Consider the following 18432-nt stretch of genomic DNA (forward strand, 5'->3'; position numbering starts at 1 on the left):
GATCCTTAAGCGAGGCGGGCGAAATACGCCCCCCAGGCCGGAATATCGATCTTGTCGCCGTAATTGTTGCTGGTAAAGCCGTGGCCCGTCAGAGCCTGCCATTCGCCCGCCGGCAGGGTCACATTGGTTTCCGCCGGTCCCATGTTGAAGATGCAGAGCAGCGTCTCGTTTCCGAACTCGCGCGTGAAGATCAGCGCGTCATCCTGCGGATCCTCGAACTCGATTTCGCCCTTGGCGAAAGCCGGGTACTGCTTGCGGAAGGCGATGAAGCGGCGGTAGTGCTCCAGCACGGAATTCTCGTCGCCCTGCTGCACACTGACGGCGCGCAGGATGTGCTCGACCGGCACCGGCAGCCAGGGCTTGACCGTCGAGAAACCACCCTGGGCAACCTGGCTGTCCCAGACCATCGGCGTGCGGCAACCATCCCGGCCCTTGAACTCGGGCCAGAACTGGATGCCGTAGGGATCCTGCAGGTCCTGATAGGCGAGATCGGCTTCGGTGAGGGCAAGCTCCTCGCCCTGATAGAGGCAGACAGAACCGCGCAGCGTCATAAGCAACGAGGCATAGAGCTTGGCAAACGCATCGTGATCGGCAACCAGCGAACCCCAGCGGCTGACATGGCGCATCACGTCATGGTTTGAGAAGGCCCAACAAGCCCAGCCATCGGGAGCCGCGGCACCAAAATCCTTCATGACTTCCTCGACGCGCTCAGGTGTAAGCGGATCGGGCGCCAGGAATTCGAAGGCGTAGCACATGTGCATCTTGTCATTGCCCGACGTATATTCGCCGACGATTTCGAGACCGCGCTGGCTGTCGCCCACCTCGCCGACGGCGGCGATTGCCGGGAACTCTTCCAGCACCGCACGGAAGCGCTTCAGGAATTCGAGGTTTTCCGGGCGGTTCTTGTCGTAGAGATGCTCCTGGAAATTATAGGGGTTCACGGCAGGCGCGGTGGAGGCATTGCGGCGTTCGGGAGCAAGCGCCGGGTTGTCGCGCAACAGCTTGTCGTGGAAGTAGAAGTTGATGGTGTCGAGGCGGAAGCCGTCGACGCCGCGCTTCAGCCAGAAACGGACGACATCGAGCAGGCGGTCCTGAACCTCGGGGTTATGCAGGTTCATGTCCGGCTGCGAGGTCAGGAAGTTGTGCATGTAATATTGCATGCGTGTCGGATCCCACGCCCATGCGGAGCCGCCGAAGATCGACAGCCAGTTGTTCGGCGGTGTGCCGTCCGGCTTGGCATCAGCCCAGACATACCAATCGGCCTTGGCATTGGTCTTGCTCGAGCGGCTTTCGACGAACCAGGGATGCTGGTCGGAAGAGTGCGAGATGACGAGGTCGATCATCACCTTGATGCCGAGACGGTGGGCTTCCGCAATCAGCGTATCGAAATCGATCAGCGTACCGAAGATCGCATCGACGTTTTCGTAGTCCGAAACGTCGTAGCCAAAATCGCGCATCGGCGAGGTGAAGAAGGGCGAAATCCAGATCGCGTCGGCACCGAGGCTTGCGATATGCGGCAGGCGGGCGGTGATGCCCTTCAGGTCGCCTATGCCGTCGCCGTTCGAATCCTGGTAGGAGCGCGGATAGATCTGATAGATCACCGCGCCGCGCCACCAGTCCTTGTCGGCGGTCAGAATGGATTGGGAAGCCACACTCATGGAATATCCTGTTTGAAATTACGTCTTGGGATGGATCAGCCTCCCTTGACCGACCCCGCCAGCAGGCCGCGCACCAGATAGCGCTGCAGCGAGAAGAAGACGAGCAGCGGTATGATGATGGTGACGAATGCGGACGCCGTCAGGATTTCCCAGTTGCCGCCGCGCGAGCCGAGCAGCGCGTTCAGCGCTCCTGTCAGCACGAGGTGGTCCTTGTCGGTGCCGAGGAAGACCATGGCAACGAGCAGGTCGTTCCACACCCAAAGGAACTGGAAGATCGCGAAGGAGGCGAGCGCGGGGAAGGACAGAGGCAAAACGATACGAGTGAAGATCTCGAAGTCGCTCGCGCCATCGACGCGGGCGGATTCGATGATCTCCTTGGGCAGGCCGGCAATATAGGCGCGCAAGAGATAGATGGCGAGCGGCATGCCGAAGGCCGTGTGCGCCAGCCAGATGCCGGGATAGGTCTTCGACGGCTGGCCGATCATCGTGCCGATCTCATTGTAGAGACGCAGCAGCGGGATGAGCGACATCTGCAGCGGCACGACGATGAGGCCGACGACGAGCGCAATCAGCAGCGCGCGACCAGGGAATTCCATCCAGCTCAGCGCGTAGGCGGCGAAGGCGGCAATCAGGATCGGGATGATGGTCGCCGGAATGGTCACCGTCAGCGAGTTGATGAAGGACTGGCCGATGCCCTCACTCGCCAGAACGGTCTTATAGTTCGCGAGCGTGAATTCCGGCGGAGCCGATGCCGCGAGATAGATACGCCGCGGACGTTCATCGGGCGCGAAGGTGACATTCTTCATGTAGCGGTAGCTGCCATCGCTGTTGATGAGCAGGCTTTCGCCGTCACCGAGATCGGCGGTCTGACCGGCTTCGAAGGCCGAAGGCTGCTGCACACGTATGCCGAAGGCCTTGACCGAGCGGCCCGGCTGGTCGGCCAGCACATTGCCCGTGATGACGTAGATATCGCCTTCCTGCTTCTGCTGGTCGGGTGAGCCGAGGCGGGCGGCCACCGTCTGCGTGGAGCCGGCAAAGGCGGTCCACCAGCCGGAAACGGTGATCTGGTCCCTGTCGCGGAGCGCGCTGACGAAGATGCCGAGTGTGGGCACGAGCCAGACAATGACAATGACGAGAACACAGAAATGGACGAAAAGACGGGCGGGACCGATCTTGAAGTAGCTTGCAGCTCTCGTCATCTCAGCGTCCCTTCAGTTCGGCATTGGCGCGGCGCACGTTCCACACCATGATCGGCGTGACGGCGAGCATGATGATGATGGCGATGACGGCACTTCGGCCGGAATCGCCGCCGCCGCGGAACAACCAGTTGAACATCAGGTTCGCCAGCACCATGGTCTGCCACTGACCGTTGGTCATGGTGAGCACGATATCGAAGACCTTGAGAACAAGGATAGTGATTGTCGTCCAGACGACGGCGATCGTACCCCAGATCTGCGGCACCATGATGCGCCAGAAGATCTGCCAGCCGTTGGCGCCGTCGATGACAGCAGCCTCGATCGTCTCTTCCGGGATGCCGCGCAGTGCGGCCGAGAGGATGACCATGGCAAAGCCGGTCTGGATCCAGATCAGGATCACCATCAGGAAGAAGTTGTTCCAGAAGGGAACGGAGATCCAGACCTGCGGCGTGCCGCCGAATGTCTGCACGATGGCGTTCAGGAGGCCGATCTGCACATCGTTGCCGCCGCGATACTCATAGATGAACTTCCAGATGACGGAAGCGCCGACGAAGGAGATCGCCATCGGCATGAAGACGATGCTCTTGGCGATATTGCCCCACCAGATGCGGTCGGTCATGACGGCGATGACGAGGCCAAAGAAGGTGCAGGCAGCGGGCACGACGGCGAGCCAGAGGATATTGTTGAAGATCGACTGACGGAATTCACGGTCGTTCAAGGCCCACAAGTAATTGGTCGCGCCGACGAACTCGTTGCCCGACCGGTCGTAGAAGGACAGGATGAAAGTCGCGACGACAGGATAGACGAGATAGACGATCAGCAGGAAAAGTGCTGGGAAAAGAAACAGCCAGGGGCGGATCATCGCGCGCCGATTCAGATTCCGCGAGGCCTGACGGATATCACCGTCCCGCACCGGCAAGGCGAGATCGAGGATCTTGTTCGAGAAAAAGAAATAGGCCGAGCATGCGAAAACGGCTACAACCACGACGCCCAAAGCGGACACTATCTGCGACAGCATTTCGTCCCTCCCCTGCTTCCCTGTCTTATTCTGAAGGGTTAACGCCGGATATCGTCAATAGAGCTGATGTGTTTGACCACAGGATCCGGCTCGACCGGGCTCCCCCTCTGGAACCCGGCCTCTCATTCCGGTGATGCCGCCGGTTACCCGGCGGCATGAATTGTCAGGAGATTACTTGATGCCGTCCCAGGCGCTCTGGATTTCGGCTGCGGCGTCCTGAGCGGACTTGCCGCCGACGAAGTCGACCATGCCGGTCCAGAAGGCGCCGGCGCCAATCTTGCCGGGCATCAGGTCCGAACCGTCAAACCTGAAGGTGGTGGCCGAGGTCAGGATCTCGCCTTCCTTCTTCATCTGTTCGTTGGCGTAAGCATCAACGTTGACGCCCTTGTACGGGGTCAGGAAGCTCGACTGTGCCATCCAGAGCTCATGAGCAACCGGCGTCTTCAGGAAGTCGACGAAAGCGCGGGCCGTCGGAGAATCCTTAGCGATGGTAACGAGCGTGCCTGCACCGAGAACCGGCTTGCCGAGATCGGCATGTGCGGCATAGGTCGGCATGTAGAAGAAGTCTGCATCAGTGCCAAGCTTCGTGCCTTCAGGAAAGAAGGACGGGATGAACGAAGCCTGGTGATGCAGGTAGCATTTCGGCGGAACGGCGAAGAGGCCCTTCGGGCTGTCGCGGAAGTCGGTCGAAGCAACTGCTGCAACACCACCATCGACATACTTTTCGTTCTTGGCGAACTTGCCGAATTCATCGATGGCAGCAACGACGGCCGGATCGGTGAACTTCACTTCATTGGTGGTCCACTTGTCGTAGACGTCAGGCTTCTGCGTGCGCAGCATGATATCTTCGACCCAGTCGGTCGCCGGCCAGCCGGTCGCACCGCCAGAACCCAGACCAATGCACCAGGGAACGCCGCCATCCTTCACGATCTGGTCAGTCAGGGCGTGCAGCTCTTCCATCGTTGTCGGGACCTTGTAGCCGGCTTCCTGGAAGTTTTCCGGCACGTACCAGACCAGCGACTTCACGTCGGCCTTGTAGGGGAATGCATAGAAGGCTTCCTTGCCATCCTTGCCCTTGTAGGTGCCGTAGCCGACCCAGCTGTCGCCGGCGCCGTAATTGTCCCTGACCCACTTGGACGTGTCGTCACCGAGCGGTGTCAGATAGCCCTTGCCAGCGAGATCGGCCAGCAGGCCTGGCTGCGGCAGGATGGCGATATTCGGCGGGGAGCCTGCCTGCGTATCGATGACGATCTGCTGCTCGTAGTTTTCAGAGGAGGAATACTTGGCGTCGATGCCGGTGGCCTCGACGAAGTAAGCGAGAATGCTCTGGAAGAAGGCTTCGTCTTCACCGCGCCAGGGGCCGAAGATCGTCAGCTGCTGTCCCTTCAGGTCGGCATGGGCAGACTTGAAGTCATCATAGCTCTTCCAGTTGAACTTGGAATCCTGGCCGGGCGGGAATTTCAGATCCGCGGCGGACGCAGCGCCGGCAAAAAGCGCCGCAAGTGCAACGCCCATCAAGAATGACTTTTTCATGTGATCAACCTCCCATCACAATCCGATAGCGCAGAATTTCATTCAAAGGAAATCTCAAAGCGCTTTGACAACGCAACTCATTCACTTTCAGCAGAATGAAGTCAAGCCATTTCGCGAAAACACCGGGAATACCCGCCACTATACCGCATTGCAGCAAGCTTAATGGGGAATATGGAGCGATTTTTCTTGAGTCAAGCGCAGCAGATGCTACATATTTGAAAGCGCTTTGGAAGCCATTGGGAGGCGGCGGCCACTATTTGACGGCCACAGGGCAGGCCGGGAGGAAGCATAGCAGGTGAATCTCAAACAGCTATCGGAATTGCTGGGGCTTTCGCAGACAACTGTGAGCCGCGCGCTTAACGGCTATCCCGAGGTCAACGAGGATACCCGGGAACGCGTGCTCCGGGCAGTCAAGGAAACCGGATACCGGCCGAACAAGGCGGCCCAGCGGCTTGCGACCGGCAAGGCCGGTTCGATTGGCCTCGTCATGCCGACGGCACCCGGCCATCAGTCGGATGTGCATTTCGGCGAATTCCTGACCGGCCTCGGCGAGGAAGCGGTGCGCCACGACTTTCACTTCGTCATCATGCCGGCGGACCCGGATGATGAGGTCGCAGCGCTGCGGCGCCTCGCGATCAGCGGCAATGTGGATGCGCTCTTCGTGGCCTATATGCGCGGCCACGACCCGCGGCTCGCCATGCTGAAATCGCTTTCCATGCCCTTCGTGGTGCATGGGCGCTCCTTTGGTTCAGAGCCGGACTATCCCTATCTCGACATCGACAACGAGGCGGCTTTTTACGATGCGGCGAGGCTTCTCCTGCAGCTCGGCCATACGCGCTTTGCGCTGATGAACGGGCCGGCGCATCTCGACTTCGCCATTCGCCGCAGGAACGGCCTCATTGCAGCGCTTGGCGAACGCGGGCTGGAGCTTGCGGAGGACTGCACGAGCCATACGGTCATGACGGATGAGGAAGGACTGATCGCCATGGAGCGCTTCCTGCAGCTTCCGGATCGACCAACCGCTATTTTATGCTCCAGCACGGTGCTTGCACTCGGCGCGATCCGGGCCGTCAATCAAGCTGGGCTGAAACTCGGCGAGGAAATATCGCTGATCGCCCATGACGATGTGCTGCCGCTCTTGAAGCCGGAGAATTTCTCCGTGCCGCTGACGACTACACGCTCGTCGCTGAGGGCCGCCGGCGTGCGCATCGCACAGCGGCTCATAGGTACCGTCAAGCAGGCGGGTCCCTTCCCCGATCAGGAACTCTGGAAGACCGAGCTGATCGTCAGGGCCTCGACAGGCCCTGTCCCGCAAATCTGATCAGCCGCTTATTTTAGCGCAATTCCGGACGCAAAACCGCTGCACACTTTTGCTGGAATTGCTCTTATCAGAATATCGGCGGCGTCAGCCCTGCCGAGCGATGGGCGGCAATCACGGTATTGGCCATCAGCATGGCGATCGTCATCGGACCGACGCCACCCGGCACCGGGGTGATGACGGCGGCAACCGGAGAAACCTCCGCAAAGGCGACATCGCCGACGAGGCGGGTCTTGCCCTCGCCGCGCTCGGGTGCCGCGATGCGGTTGATGCCGACGTCGATGACGGTGGCACCGGGCTTGACCCAGTCGGCCCTGACCATTTCCGGACGGCCGACGGCGGCCACCAGAATATCGGCGTTGCGGCAGACTTCGGCGAGGTTCTTCGTGCGCGAATGGGCAATGGTGACCGTCGCATTGGCATTCAGCAGAAGCTGCGCCATCGGCTTGCCGAACAGGTTGGAGCGGCCGATGACGACGGCATTGAGGCCGGAAAGATCCTCACCATGGGTGCGGCGCACGAAAACCATGGCGCCGGCCGGCGTGCAGGAAACGAGGCCGGTCTTCAGATCGCCGGTCGCAAGTTTACCGGCATTGACGACGCTCAAGCCATCGACATCCTTTTGCGGCAGGATCGACTGGATGATCGGCTCGCTGTCGAGATGTTTCGGCAATGGCAGCTGCACGAGAATGCCATGGATCGACGGATCAGCGTTGAGCGAAGCAACGAGCGCTGCAAGCTCCTCCTGCCTGGTCTCGGCTGGCAGTGTGTGCTGGACGGATTTGAAGCCGCATTCCTTGGCCATGCGGCTCTTGGAGCTGACATAGGTGTGGCTCGCCGGATCATCGCCGACAATGACGACGGCAAGGCCCGTCTGGACGCCTTTGGCGGCTTCTAGCGCAGCATTTGCCGATTTCACGGTTTCGATTACGGAAGCGGCAACCTGCTTGCCGTCGATTACTGTCGTCACGCGTCTTCTCCGCCCAATTTCGCGCCAGTCTATTCGCCCGCGGCGGGAATGATTTCCCGATAACGCCCTATCCCGTTTAAAAACGGCAAATGCAAGAGCAATCTGTGGTCGGGCGTTTGCTTACCGTGAGACCTGATAGGCATGCAAGCGATCGCGCAGGCTGGCGATCTGCGAGCGCAGCGCATCGACTTCCTCAGCCGCCTGCGGGACCAGCGCCGGCTCTGGTGTCTGCGCCAACGCCGGGACCGGCGCAAGTTTGGGCACAGGGGTGACGATTGGAGCCTCGACGGAAACTTGGACCCGCACCTGTTCGGGCTGCCGGCGGAAGAAACGCGGCACGAAAGCGAAGCCGAGGCCCACCGCCAAACCGGCAAGGCCGCCAACCAAGGCGCTGAAACCAAAATTACTGCCGCCGGAAACCGGCAGTACAAGAGCGGGCTTGCGAACAGTCACCCGACCATCACCAATAGCGCCTGTCGTGGAGACCTCCTCTTCCAGGCGCGAGCGGGCGGCAAACGCCTTTTCCCGCAGCTCGGTCAGCTTGGCGAGATCGACGCCAGTATCGCGGCTCTGGGCAATCAGCGCGTTGCGGCGATCGCTGAGCTGTCTGCGCGCATCGACGGCAGCCTTGGCTGCTGCATTTGCGTTCTGGGCGAGGCGCGCCAATTCCTTGCCGATATTATCTTTCAAACCATCGACTTCGGACTGCTGTTGGAGCAGGCGCGGATGGCGCGGTCCGAGGTCTGCCGAAAGCTGTGCCAACGCGGTCTTGGCGATCGCGTATCTGTCGCGCAGATCCTGAAGGGCGGGCGAGATCATATCCGGAGCGAGCGAGCCTTCCAGCACGTCCGCGAGCTTGGCGGCCTTCAGCTTGTCGGCCTGCTCCTTGGCAGTCAGGATATTATCGTCGGCATTCTTCAGATCGGCATCGAGCCCGGCGATCTGGCGCTGCAACCGCGTCGCGACCTTGACATTGCCCTCGCCGTTCTTCTGACCGAAGGCCGTGAGCTCTGCTTGAGCCTGATCATTTTCCTTCTTCAAGGCCATGGCCGTCTCGGCCGCTTTGCCTGCGGCGCTGCCACCGGTCACCGCATCGGACAGTCGCATGGCGATGCGCGTCGATTTGTCGCCATCGCCTGTCGTTACCATTAGACGGATCGTGCCAGTGCGGTCGTCGGGAATAATCGCTACGGCAGATTTCAGCGCGGCCTCTGCGCGCGATGCCGGATCGGCGGCCGCGCCACTGCCGGAGAGAAGATCGAAGGCGACACCAAGTGCATTGGCGCTATTACCGGCAAATTCCGGATCGCGGTCCAGCTTCAGTGCCGCAACGGCAGAGGTGATGACAGGTACCGAAGACAGTCTTTTGACGGTATCCCCGACGAGGGCAGCCCGGTTACCTGCGCCCGCATCCACGGCAAGCATCGTTTCTGCGGTGTAAAGCGCGGGTGGGGATGGCATCAGGATAGGGGTGGTGGCGCCGCCAAATGAGAGGGCAGCCATGATGAGAGCGTTCCTGATCCAGTTCGGGCGCCGTATTTCGCGCGAAACCGTCGAAATGGGCGCTCTCTCAGCGGGAGCAACGCGTTGAACCTGGACGAACTGCGTCGTCGGCTCTGGCACAGGACGAGAGGGTTCAGCTGCGGAAGCAGAGGCGATATCGTTTGCAGCCTGAAGGCGCGAACCGAGGATCGTTTCGATCCGGTCCACCAGCGGTTCGGTCTGCCGCGCTTTCGCACGCTGTTCGTCGAGCAGCCGGCCTATAGCGTGCAACAGTTCAGCTTCAGAAGGAAGGATCTCCGGCGTATGGGTGCTCTTTTCGGCATGACTTTGCCGCCGGCCGCGCGAAGAGGTAGTTGCGCGATCATGGAAACTGTTTTTCGCCCTGGAATCGTGCATTGGCGTCACATCTCATGCGCATGATGGCCGAGTTCGCTCAACCGCGCTGACGCGGAGGATTAAGCTACTCTAAATATACATGGCAAAGAAATGGTTAACCGGAACCTGCAGAAATCTGTAATCAGCCGGCTTTCTTCATCTGCTCGATTCTCTTCTGTTCGCCTGCAACATGCGCCCGTTCATCCGGCTGACTGAGGATGCGCGCACGCCGGCTGAATCGATACTGGAAGACCCGGAAGAGAAAGACCGGAATACCGAGAATATAGCGGCGCCAGAGGCGCGTCGGCTCCTGTACCAGGCGGTAGGCCCATTCCAGACGCATCACGCGCACGGTCTTCGGGGCGCGTGGCACAGTGCCCGAAACGAAATCGAAAAGTGCACCGACCGTCAGAACGAGACGTGCGTGATCGGCGCGGATATTCTGGTGGACCCACTTTTCCTGCAGTGGCGTGCCCATGCCAACGATCAGGATATCGAGCTTCTGGCGCTCCACCTCGGCGATAACGGATTCGGGATTGGCCTTGTCGAAAAAGCCGTCGGAGATCACGAAGAACTCGTGCCAGGGCGCGTGCCTCGAAAAGTTCTCGGCCGCCTTCTCAACAACCGCGCGCGCGCCACCGATAAGGCCGATACGACGCGGCGTTTCCATGAAAGTCAGGAAGGCGGGCACGAAATCGGTGCCGTTCAGATTGGCGGGAAACGGCGAACCATGCGTGACCTGGGATGCGATATTGAGACCGATACCGTCAGGCAGAACGAGGTTGTGCGACATGATCTGATAGTACTCATCGTCGCGCAGGGCCGTCAGCATGTTGTGGGCGTTGACGAAGCAAACCACGGTCTGCCCGACGGGAATGGAAGCCAGTTCGTTGATGAAAACCAGCGCGTCGTCCCAGCCGAGATCGCAGACCGGCAGATCGAAAATCGTCCGCCGCGATGCAAGCACCGCGAAGTTTGCAATCAGATTCATTCCAACCTCCTGCCGAGGGTGCGTCATGCGCCCGACATCCCGGAAAATAAGCCTACGTTTCCGCAGCGGAGGTCTTGTGAGGACCAGCAGCGTCCTGCCTGAAGCGATCTCCACCAACCCCGTGGCGGCCATCCTCCCAAGCTTGTGCCGCGTTTATACCAACTCGGTTTCAAACAACCCTTAGGAAAAAGCCTTGGATTTTCCTACGCGCATAAGTAGTTTATTAACCAAGGCAAGAACGCAGAAACGGCGCCTTTCGGCGCCGTTTTTTAACTGGTCGGTCGATGGTGATCAGTGACCGGCGGATGGAGCCGGCGTTTCGGATGCAGGCGCGGTCTCGATGATCTTGACCGGCGCGCCGACCTTCTGCGGCTTGCCGCCGGAAGTGTCCTTCACGTCTTCCTTCGAAAGGTAGTCGAGCTGTTCCAGCATGACTTCGGCCACATATTCGCCGCCGAGGCGCTCGTTCATGCCCTTCTTGATCTCTTCGCGGAAAGCTCCGGGGTCGAAGGCCTTGATGTTGGAAACATCGATCATCTTGTTACCGACGAGCAGGCTGAAGAGCTCGTCGGTCGTCATCTCCGTGATCGGCAGGTTGAGGCCTGCGATCATATCCTTGTGCATCATGAAGGAGATGCGACCGAGGAAATAACCGTTGACCGCACCGTTGGCGATGACGGGCACAGTGATCGTCTCGCCCTTCACAAGTTCGAGCGCGCTTTGCTTGTTATTCGATTCAACCGGCGCCGGCGCAGTCGCCATGTTCACCGAGAAATAGACCGATGCCAAGGTGACGGCGCAGACCCAGACGCCTGTGAGGACGAGCTTGATCATCAGGCATCCCGCGCGACAAACTGTTCCTGGGAATAGGTGCCGTCAGCATCGGCATCCTGCACGGCATTCTTCAGAAGATCGGCAACGGCGCGAACCGCCTCCAGATGCGCTTCGACGCGACGGGCGTTCAGCGTAAGCTTCTTCTTCAGACCGTGAAGCTGGTCCAGATGCGAAGCGGCAAGTTCGGCCGGATCGGTGTCGCGGAAAAGCATCGAGAGCTCGTACAGGCACCGGCTCTTATGCGCGTTGGAGACCTTGAGATCGAACTGCGGATCGCTGCCGATCCGGGTGTTCTCATTGTCGATTATCATTTCGAGGCGTCCGAGAACGGATTTGATCCTGTATTCGTTCGAAACTATTTCCATTTTATCCTCGATTATGCGTCGCTTGTTGCGGACTTATTGTCGGCAGTCGGAGTGCCGAAGGTCTTGCGCTGAAATTCGTCGATCATGCTCATCGCTGTCTTGCGATCGTCTTCATCCGTGGAGGCATTGACGATCTTGCCTTCCTGGCGATGGAGCTGCTCGGCATACATCTGCTTGGCGATGCCGATGCCGTCGCCCTTGGCCATGACGTTGCCAAGCTGCTCGGCCATCATGCCCTTCCAGATGTCGCCCGTTGCGCCCTTGCCGAAGACATTCTCGGCATCGCTCGGCAGCATGGACTTCACGAAGTTCTGCAGAACCATGGCCTCGAACTTCCGGTAGGTTTCCGGCACTTCCTCGGTCTTTGTACGGTTCTGAATGTTGTTCAGGCCGCTCTTCTGCTTGACGTGGTCGAGAATGTCGACTGCGGAAGAAAAGCCGTTACCGCTGTCGGCCAGGCTTGTCGCAGCAAAGGCGGCGCGGTTGGCCTTCAGCTTTTCCTGGGCAGCCTGAACTTCCATGGGGTCGGCCGCCTTGACGACGTCCATCACCAGATCGCTGGGGGGTGAAATAGCCACGTTACAATCCTCTAATGTAAGATCGTGGCGATTATTATTTTTGAAGCTTGCTGGAGGCTGGCGTTGCGAATTGCTGATCGATTACGTCGTAGACAGCGTTGTCATCTGCCTCGCGACGCTCTGCCTGGAGGGCATCGAGCATGTTTTCTTCAAGCCGGTCACCTTTGGCACGCTCGCGCGTCAGGCGCATTTCGTGCACCTGCTGCATGCCGGTCAACTGCTGGTCCTTGATGCTCAGCCTGCCGAATTGGTCGGCGTAACTCTGCGAAAAAGCACGATGGATGGGGTCCAGCGAACCGAGCGCAAGAATGGCGACATCCATGGCCGCATTGACTTCGGCGCGCTGGCGGCCGGTTTCTGCGAGATCGTATTCCGCCATCTTTTCAAGATGCCGTTGCACCGCAACCAGGCGCTTGAGCTTGTCGGAACGCTTCTTCTCGATCATCGCCCCTCACCTTCCCACATATAGTGCGGCGAAGGATTGGCCGAATTGGCTGATCATTGCCGCGATCGAGAAATAGAGCAGGAAGAGGCCGCCCATCAACAGATAAGGCGTGGAGATGAAGTAGACCGGAATCTGCGGCGCGAGCTTGTTGATGAAGCCGATCGAGATGTTGAAGATCAGCCCGTAAATCAGATAGGGGCTCGCCAGCCGCAGCATGATGTAGGTGGTCTGCTCCAGCGTATCAGTGAAGGTGATGAGCGTGGAACGCATCTGCATCAACCCGCCGAAGGGCATGGTCGTGTAGGAATCGATCAGCGCGCGGAAGACGATGTGATGGAAGTCCATGATGAAGAGAACCATCAGGCCGGCCATCGTAATGAAGGCCGTCAGGCTGATTTCGGCCGAGTCTTCGACGACATCGCTCGTGCTCGGCTGCGTGTAGCCAACCATCATGGAGACGATCGAGGCGGCGAATTGCAGGCCGAGCGTATAGAGCCGGGCGAGCATGCCGTACATGACACCGATCAGCGATTCGCTGAAAATCAGGCCGATATAGGTGCCGGAACTGGTGTGAACGGACGGATAGACCGTATCCCAGAGCACCGGCAGCACTGCAAGCGAAAGTCCGGCGGCGATGAAGACGCGCAATTGCTCCGGAACACGGGCGGAAGAAAAACCCGGAAGGGTCAGCACACAGCCACCGATCCGGCAGAAAACCAGAAACAGCGCCAGAACTGTCCCTTGCGGGTCTGAAATCATGAAATCGAGCCCAAAATCTTGATTTCGATGCCCTTGGCCAGTTCCACATGCGAGAGGACGGGAAGCGTTGCGAAGAGTCGCTCGATGATCATGCGGACATAGGAGCGCGTTTCCGGCGACGTGACAAGGGCGAATGGCAGGCCTCTATCCATGAATTCACGGATAACCTTCGTGGCCTGCTCGCTGAACTCTTCCAGAGTGCGCGGGTCGATGTCGAATTCGACGACTTCGCCCTTTGCATCGCGCTTGAGAGCTTGATGGAAGGCGAGATCCCACTTGCTGCCGAGCCGCAGCACGCGCAGCACGCCATTGTCCGCCAAGTCGCCGCAGAGCTGCTGGGCCATGCGGATGCGGACGTGCTCGACGATCTGCTCCGTCTTTCTGACATGCGGGGCAAGTTCGGCAACCGCTTCCAGAATGAGGTGCAGGTTGCGGATCGAGACGCGCTCGGCAAGAAGCAGCTTCAGCACCGCCTGCAGGCCAGAATAGGACATGTGCGACGAGCAGATCTCGTCTGCGAGCTTCTTATATTCGGGGTCGAGACGATCGATCAGGATCTTCACGTCCTTGTAGGAGAGAAGCTGCGGCAGGTTGTTTCTGATAACCTCGCTCATATGCGTCAGCACGACCGAGACGTTGTCGATCGGCTGGAAGCCTTCGCGCTTCAAATCCTCGGCGAAGTTTTCGAGGATCGAAACCGCCGGCATGCCGAATGCGGGTTCGCGGATTTCATCACCCGGAATGCTCGGCTTCCGGCCAGCGCCGGTGACGACGAGAACTTCGCCGACACGCAGAAGGTTCGAAGCAACGGTCGTGCCGTGGATGCGGATCTGGTACGACTTTTCGGGGATGCCGATATCGTCCGTCACCTTGATTTCCGGTACGACGAAACCGTACTGGGTCGCAAACTTCTTGCGCATCTTGCCGACGCGGAAGGCGAGCTCCTGATGGGCGCCCAGCAGGCGGGTCGAAACCATCTTGCCGAGAGCAAGCTCGATTTCGGACGTGCGGAGAACCGACTTCACCGAGTCCTTTTCGAGCTCCTTGCTCTGGACGACTTTCTTTTCCTCTGCATCGCGGCGAAGCTTGTTCTCCGCTTCGACCTGACGCGGAATGAACCAGGCGCCGAAGGCGAGAAGACCGCCGAGGATCACGAAGGGGACAAATGGCAGGCCCGGCATCAGGGCCAGGACGAACATCAGCACGGCCGAGACGGAGAGCGCGCGGGGATAGCCGCTCAGCTGATTGACGACCGCCTGATCGGTGGAGCCGGTGGTGCCGCCGCGCGAAACGAGAAGGCCGGCGGCGAGCGAGACGATGAGGGCCGGCATCTGCGAGACGAGGCCGTCACCAACCGACAGCTTGACGAAGACGTCGGCCGCTTCGCCGATCGGCATGCCATGGCGGAAATAACCGATGATGATGCCGCCGAAGACGTTAATGGCGGTAATGAGAAGACCCGCGACCGCGTCACCGCGAACGAATTTCGACGCACCGTCCATGGCACCGAAGAAGGAGCTTTCTTCTTCCAGTTCCTTGCGGCGGCGCTGGGCTTCCTTCTCGTCGATGATGCCAGCCGAAAGGTCGGCATCGATCGACATCTGTTTGCCGGGGATGGCATCCAGGGTGAAACGTGCGCCGACTTCCGCGATACGCGTCGCACCTTTGGTGATGACGATGAAGTTGATGGTGATGAGGATCAGGAAGACGATCAGACCGATGACAAAGTCACCGGACATGACCAGACTTGCGAAGCCGGCGATGACGCCGCCCGCAGCATCGTGCCCCTCGTTGCCGTGCGAAAGGATGACACGCGTCGTCGCAATGTTCAGCGCCAGTCGCGTCATCGTCGCGATCAGAAGAATGGTCGGGAAGGACGAGAAATCGAGAGGTTTCTGGATCCACAGCGCGACCATGAGGATCAGCACCGAGAATGCGATCGAGAAGGCCAGTCCCATGTCGATCAGGAACGGCGGGATCGGCAGGAAGAGGATGCAGATGATGCCGATGATGCCCATGGCAAAGCCGACATCACGCAGGCTCGGAGCGACTTTCGGAAGGGGTAGTGAAGGTGGTTGCGCCATAGCGATTCCGTCTCTTCATGAGAGGAGGCGGACCTCAGAATCCGCCCAGTTCGGATCGACAGTTAAATGGCGAAGCTTGCGCGAAGTTGGCTCAGAAGCCGGACTGGATTCGCGAGAAGACCAGATTGGTAAAAATGGAAATCTGAGAGCCCACGAAAGGGGCAGAAATACCGACCGTCACCAGAACGGCGACGATCTTCGGGACGAAGGTGAGTGTCGCTTCCTGCACCTGTGTGAGCGCCTGGATCAGCGCAATCACGAGACCGACAACCATTGCCGCAATGACCGCAGGCCCCGCCGCAACGAGAACGGTCCAGATCGCAGCCTGGAACAGGTCGAGTGCATCAGCTTCATTCATCGTCAGGCAACCTCATATCGCCTTGAAAGCAGCCAGCCCGGCCTTAACCGGACTGGTATTTTGGGCATCATCCAAACGAACGTGCGCCAGACCCCACCCGTTTCGTCGGCACTCAGGTATTATCCGAACCGCTATCGTCGCCCGAACCGTTGGTCGGCGCCGAATCAGAAACGGATATGCCAGCCTGGATGAGAATTTTACCGCCATTGTCCAGCGTTGCAACAAGGCCGTCCGAATAAACCTTGACGGATGCGACCTGGCCTACGGTCTTGCCGTCGGCGCTCGTCATGTATTTGCCGATATAGCTGCTCGCCTGGGTCAGGCTGGAGCTGGTCAGCAGCGTGTCGAGCTTCGTGTTCGTCTGGATCGTCTGCTCGACCTGCGAGAAGCTCGCAAGCTGCGACATCTGCTCGCTCGCATCCATCGGATCGGTCGGATCCTGGTTCTTCATCTGCGCGACAAGCAACTGAAGGAAGTTGTCGTAGTTAAGCGTGGCCTTCTGCTGGGCGGCATTGGACGAGCCATACGTGCTGCTGCCTCCACCTACGCCCTGAGTTCCGTCTACCGCCATGGTGCGATCTCCCTGCGAATCTGCTCGACCATTGTCGGGGGCAGCTCGTGATTGTTGAGGATGCCGTCTTCGATCGCGTAGAGACCGCGGATCGCCTTCAGCGCGTCGAAGGCGCGGCCAGTCGAAACGAGTGCATCGATACGCTTCAGCTCAGCGAGGATTTCCTCGTTCTTGAAGCATGTGAGCAGCATCGTGACCGACTTGCGGAACATCGCCGTCGAATGTTCCTTGCCCTCGGGATTGATGAGGATCATCTGGGCAATGAAGTAGAGCTGGCGCAGCGGCGTGGTCGCGCCTTCCGGCTGAAGCACATGGTTTTCGAGAAGGAACGTCACATCATTCAGGAATTCCAGTGCGACTTTACGGTCGACACGCAGGACAGCGCCGTTGATGAAGATTCTTTCTCCGGCTTTCAGAGAAATGCGAAGTGTACTTTTCATTTAAGTCCATCCCTGATGATGGTGGTAACGTCGATGATGCCCTGGTAGTTATTCGACTGACGTTTTCTAATTCTGTCGCATTCTTTCAATATCCAGATCGCAATCGAGATGAGGTTCGCCCTGAGCTCGACTTCCAACTGGTTGTCTGGATGCTTCAAATCCTCAATGAAGCTGATCCACACCCTTCGTGTATAGAAGAGAGCTTCAATAGACTCCCGGCTGTACTTCTCTTTGTCGCGCGCCACCGAAAGCAGTTCGATCGAACGTTCGAGAACCTGCCATTCCCGCTCTTTCGCGTCGGCAACCGAGTCTTGCATGACCTCGGCATAAGAGAACTGATACATTCATGCATCCTTCTTTATATTGCGCGCCTTTGCTCATCAAAGGTAGTTCACGAGACTCAACTGCTGGATCTTCGATACGATCGTGTAGGCGGTTTCGAGCTGGGTTTCCAAAGTCTTGACAAGCGTCGAGGCCTCATAGGGATCGACGCCCTGGATATCGACGAGCTTGGTCTGCATGATATTTGCCTGGGCATCGAGGGCGTCATTCGCCTTCTCGACACGCTCCTGTGACAGACCGAGCTGACTACCCTGAGTGACGATCCCCGAGGTGGCTCGGGTCGTGTAGGTGATTGCCTTTGAAGAAACCGCGCTCATCGCGTCCGTGCTGAGGCTCTGCCCCATCAGCGCAGAGGTCACCACCGTCGCCAGAGCGAAGTAACGCATGCCTTCGGAATTGGCGTTGGTCGAGGATTCAACAACTTCCGAATTGCTGATACGACTCGTCATATTCTGGCTGGATGCCTTCGACCAGCCAGTAGTCGGGTCCGTCCAGGCCGCTTCGCTGAACATCGGCTCGACCTTGGTCTCGATGAAGGTCTTCATCTCGTCGCCGGTAAGTTGGTTAACCGGCTTCGGTGTCGGCAGGCTTGCCGCATAGGCATTCAGAGCTGTAACGATCGCCGCCGAAGTCGCAGTGGTTTTATCCGTCAGCGGCTGGATGTCGGTGTTGATGCCGGCAAAAAGATATTCGCCGTTCACCATCGAGTTCGACGTATCCATCATCGTAGAAAGCGCGCTCGTGGCCGACTGGATTGCGACCGTGATGCTGCCCGGATCGTGGCTGCTCTGAAGTGCAGTCAGCTTGGAGAGGAAGCTGTCGCCCGCCTTCTTCATTTTATCGAGCCCGGTTTGAGCCGATTCCATACGGGCGTCGACGAGAGCATTGCTCAGCTTGATCGATTTGATGCGGTCGACTTCGCGCGTAAAATCGATGCTCTTGGCTGCGTAACCACCAAGCGACACACCAATATCGGCGTAGGTGCCGGTGGTCGCTTCCATCGTCGCCTTCGTCATCTGGTTCTGCGCCTGACGGATCGTCAATCGCATGGCGTTTTGGATGGCCGAACTTGAAATAAATGAGCTCTTCATGGC

The 18432-nt window shown here is 59.0% G+C and carries 19 protein-coding genes; 1 reads left to right on the top strand and 18 read right to left on the bottom strand.

Annotated elements, in window-relative coordinates:
* Positions 1 to 5: 5 nt before the first annotated feature.
* The 4 genes from bglA to ACR9ZQ_RS22470 all read right to left on the bottom strand — a co-directional run bounded on the left by bglA (position 6) and on the right by ACR9ZQ_RS22470 (position 5405).
* Positions 6 to 1658: a beta-galactosidase BglA gene (gene bglA / locus ACR9ZQ_RS22455; RefSeq protein WP_310378787.1), complete on the bottom strand. Its 1653-nt coding sequence runs from the start codon at positions 1656 to 1658 to the stop codon at positions 6 to 8.
* Positions 1659 to 1693: 35 nt separating this feature from the next.
* Positions 1694 to 2857 (bottom strand): carbohydrate ABC transporter permease, encoded by a 1164-nt coding sequence (locus ACR9ZQ_RS22460; RefSeq protein WP_481428835.1) that lies wholly within the window; start codon positions 2855 to 2857, stop codon positions 1694 to 1696.
* Position 2858: 1 nt separating this feature from the next.
* Positions 2859 to 3872: a carbohydrate ABC transporter permease gene (locus ACR9ZQ_RS22465; protein WP_310378792.1), complete on the bottom strand. Its 1014-nt coding sequence runs from the start codon at positions 3870 to 3872 to the stop codon at positions 2859 to 2861.
* A 171-nt stretch (positions 3873 to 4043) separates the two neighbouring features.
* Positions 4044 to 5405 carry an ABC transporter substrate-binding protein gene (locus tag ACR9ZQ_RS22470; RefSeq protein ID WP_481428836.1) on the bottom strand — a complete coding sequence of 454 codons (1362 nt, stop codon included), beginning with the start codon at positions 5403 to 5405 and terminating at the stop codon, positions 4044 to 4046.
* Between the two features lie 295 nt (positions 5406 to 5700).
* Here ACR9ZQ_RS22470 and ACR9ZQ_RS22475 point away from each other — a divergent pair, with 295 nt between their 5' ends.
* A complete protein-coding gene (locus ACR9ZQ_RS22475; protein ID WP_439014108.1) occupies positions 5701 to 6726 on the top strand; it encodes a LacI family DNA-binding transcriptional regulator in 1026 nt (341 codons plus the stop codon).
* A 67-nt stretch (positions 6727 to 6793) separates the two neighbouring features.
* Here ACR9ZQ_RS22475 and folD read toward each other — a convergent pair whose 3' ends face one another.
* From folD to ACR9ZQ_RS22545, 14 genes are all read right to left on the bottom strand, one after another.
* Positions 6794 to 7693 carry a bifunctional methylenetetrahydrofolate dehydrogenase/methenyltetrahydrofolate cyclohydrolase FolD gene (gene folD / locus ACR9ZQ_RS22480; RefSeq protein ID WP_481428837.1) on the bottom strand — a complete coding sequence of 300 codons (900 nt, stop codon included), beginning with the start codon at positions 7691 to 7693 and terminating at the stop codon, positions 6794 to 6796.
* A gap of 120 nt (positions 7694 to 7813) precedes the next feature.
* Positions 7814 to 9592, bottom strand: a complete 1779-nt coding sequence (locus ACR9ZQ_RS22485) for a GumC domain-containing protein (protein WP_481428838.1) — start codon at positions 9590 to 9592, stop codon at positions 7814 to 7816.
* 121 nt (positions 9593 to 9713) lie between these two features.
* A complete protein-coding gene (locus ACR9ZQ_RS22490) occupies positions 9714 to 10562 on the bottom strand; it encodes a WecB/TagA/CpsF family glycosyltransferase (protein ID WP_310378802.1) in 849 nt (282 codons plus the stop codon).
* Between the two features lie 291 nt (positions 10563 to 10853).
* Positions 10854 to 11396 (bottom strand): hypothetical protein, encoded by a 543-nt coding sequence (locus tag ACR9ZQ_RS22495; protein ID WP_310378804.1) that lies wholly within the window; start codon positions 11394 to 11396, stop codon positions 10854 to 10856.
* Positions 11396 to 11761, bottom strand: a complete 366-nt coding sequence (locus ACR9ZQ_RS22500) for a hypothetical protein (protein WP_113300728.1) — start codon at positions 11759 to 11761, stop codon at positions 11396 to 11398. Before ACR9ZQ_RS22500 ends, ACR9ZQ_RS22495 begins: the two co-directional genes overlap by 1 nt.
* A gap of 11 nt (positions 11762 to 11772) precedes the next feature.
* A complete protein-coding gene (locus ACR9ZQ_RS22505) occupies positions 11773 to 12339 on the bottom strand; it encodes a rod-binding protein (protein ID WP_007825009.1) in 567 nt (188 codons plus the stop codon).
* A 34-nt stretch (positions 12340 to 12373) separates the two neighbouring features.
* A complete protein-coding gene (locus ACR9ZQ_RS22510) occupies positions 12374 to 12784 on the bottom strand; it encodes a hypothetical protein (RefSeq protein ID WP_481428839.1) in 411 nt (136 codons plus the stop codon).
* 6 nt (positions 12785 to 12790) lie between these two features.
* Positions 12791 to 13543 carry a flagellar biosynthetic protein FliR gene (gene fliR, locus ACR9ZQ_RS22515; protein WP_310378812.1) on the bottom strand — a complete coding sequence of 251 codons (753 nt, stop codon included), beginning with the start codon at positions 13541 to 13543 and terminating at the stop codon, positions 12791 to 12793.
* Complete coding sequence (flhA, locus tag ACR9ZQ_RS22520) at positions 13540 to 15627, bottom strand: flagellar biosynthesis protein FlhA (RefSeq protein ID WP_310378815.1); 2088 nt, start codon at positions 15625 to 15627, stop codon at positions 13540 to 13542. Before flhA ends, fliR begins: the two co-directional genes overlap by 4 nt.
* 91 nt (positions 15628 to 15718) lie before the next feature.
* Positions 15719 to 15985 (bottom strand): flagellar biosynthesis protein FliQ, encoded by a 267-nt coding sequence (gene fliQ, locus ACR9ZQ_RS22525; protein WP_007825014.1) that lies wholly within the window; start codon positions 15983 to 15985, stop codon positions 15719 to 15721.
* Positions 15986 to 16097: 112 nt separating this feature from the next.
* Entirely contained in the window at positions 16098 to 16556 is a 459-nt protein-coding gene (flgD, locus tag ACR9ZQ_RS22530) for a flagellar hook assembly protein FlgD (protein ID WP_029868530.1), read from the bottom strand.
* Positions 16547 to 16996 carry a flagellar biosynthesis repressor FlbT gene (gene flbT, locus ACR9ZQ_RS22535; protein ID WP_029868529.1) on the bottom strand — a complete coding sequence of 150 codons (450 nt, stop codon included), beginning with the start codon at positions 16994 to 16996 and terminating at the stop codon, positions 16547 to 16549. The genes flgD and flbT overlap by 10 nt, the downstream gene beginning before the upstream one ends.
* Positions 16993 to 17340, bottom strand: coding sequence for a flagellar biosynthesis regulator FlaF (gene flaF / locus ACR9ZQ_RS22540; RefSeq protein ID WP_029868528.1), 348 nt, complete (start codon positions 17338 to 17340; stop codon positions 16993 to 16995). The genes flbT and flaF overlap by 4 nt, the downstream gene beginning before the upstream one ends.
* A 36-nt stretch (positions 17341 to 17376) precedes the next feature.
* Positions 17377 to 18429 carry a flagellar hook-associated family protein gene (locus tag ACR9ZQ_RS22545; RefSeq protein ID WP_029868527.1) on the bottom strand — a complete coding sequence of 351 codons (1053 nt, stop codon included), beginning with the start codon at positions 18427 to 18429 and terminating at the stop codon, positions 17377 to 17379.
* Positions 18430 to 18432 lie beyond the last annotated feature (3 nt).

It is taken from the genome of Rhizobium sp. KNZ14-9A (assembly GCF_056755015.1).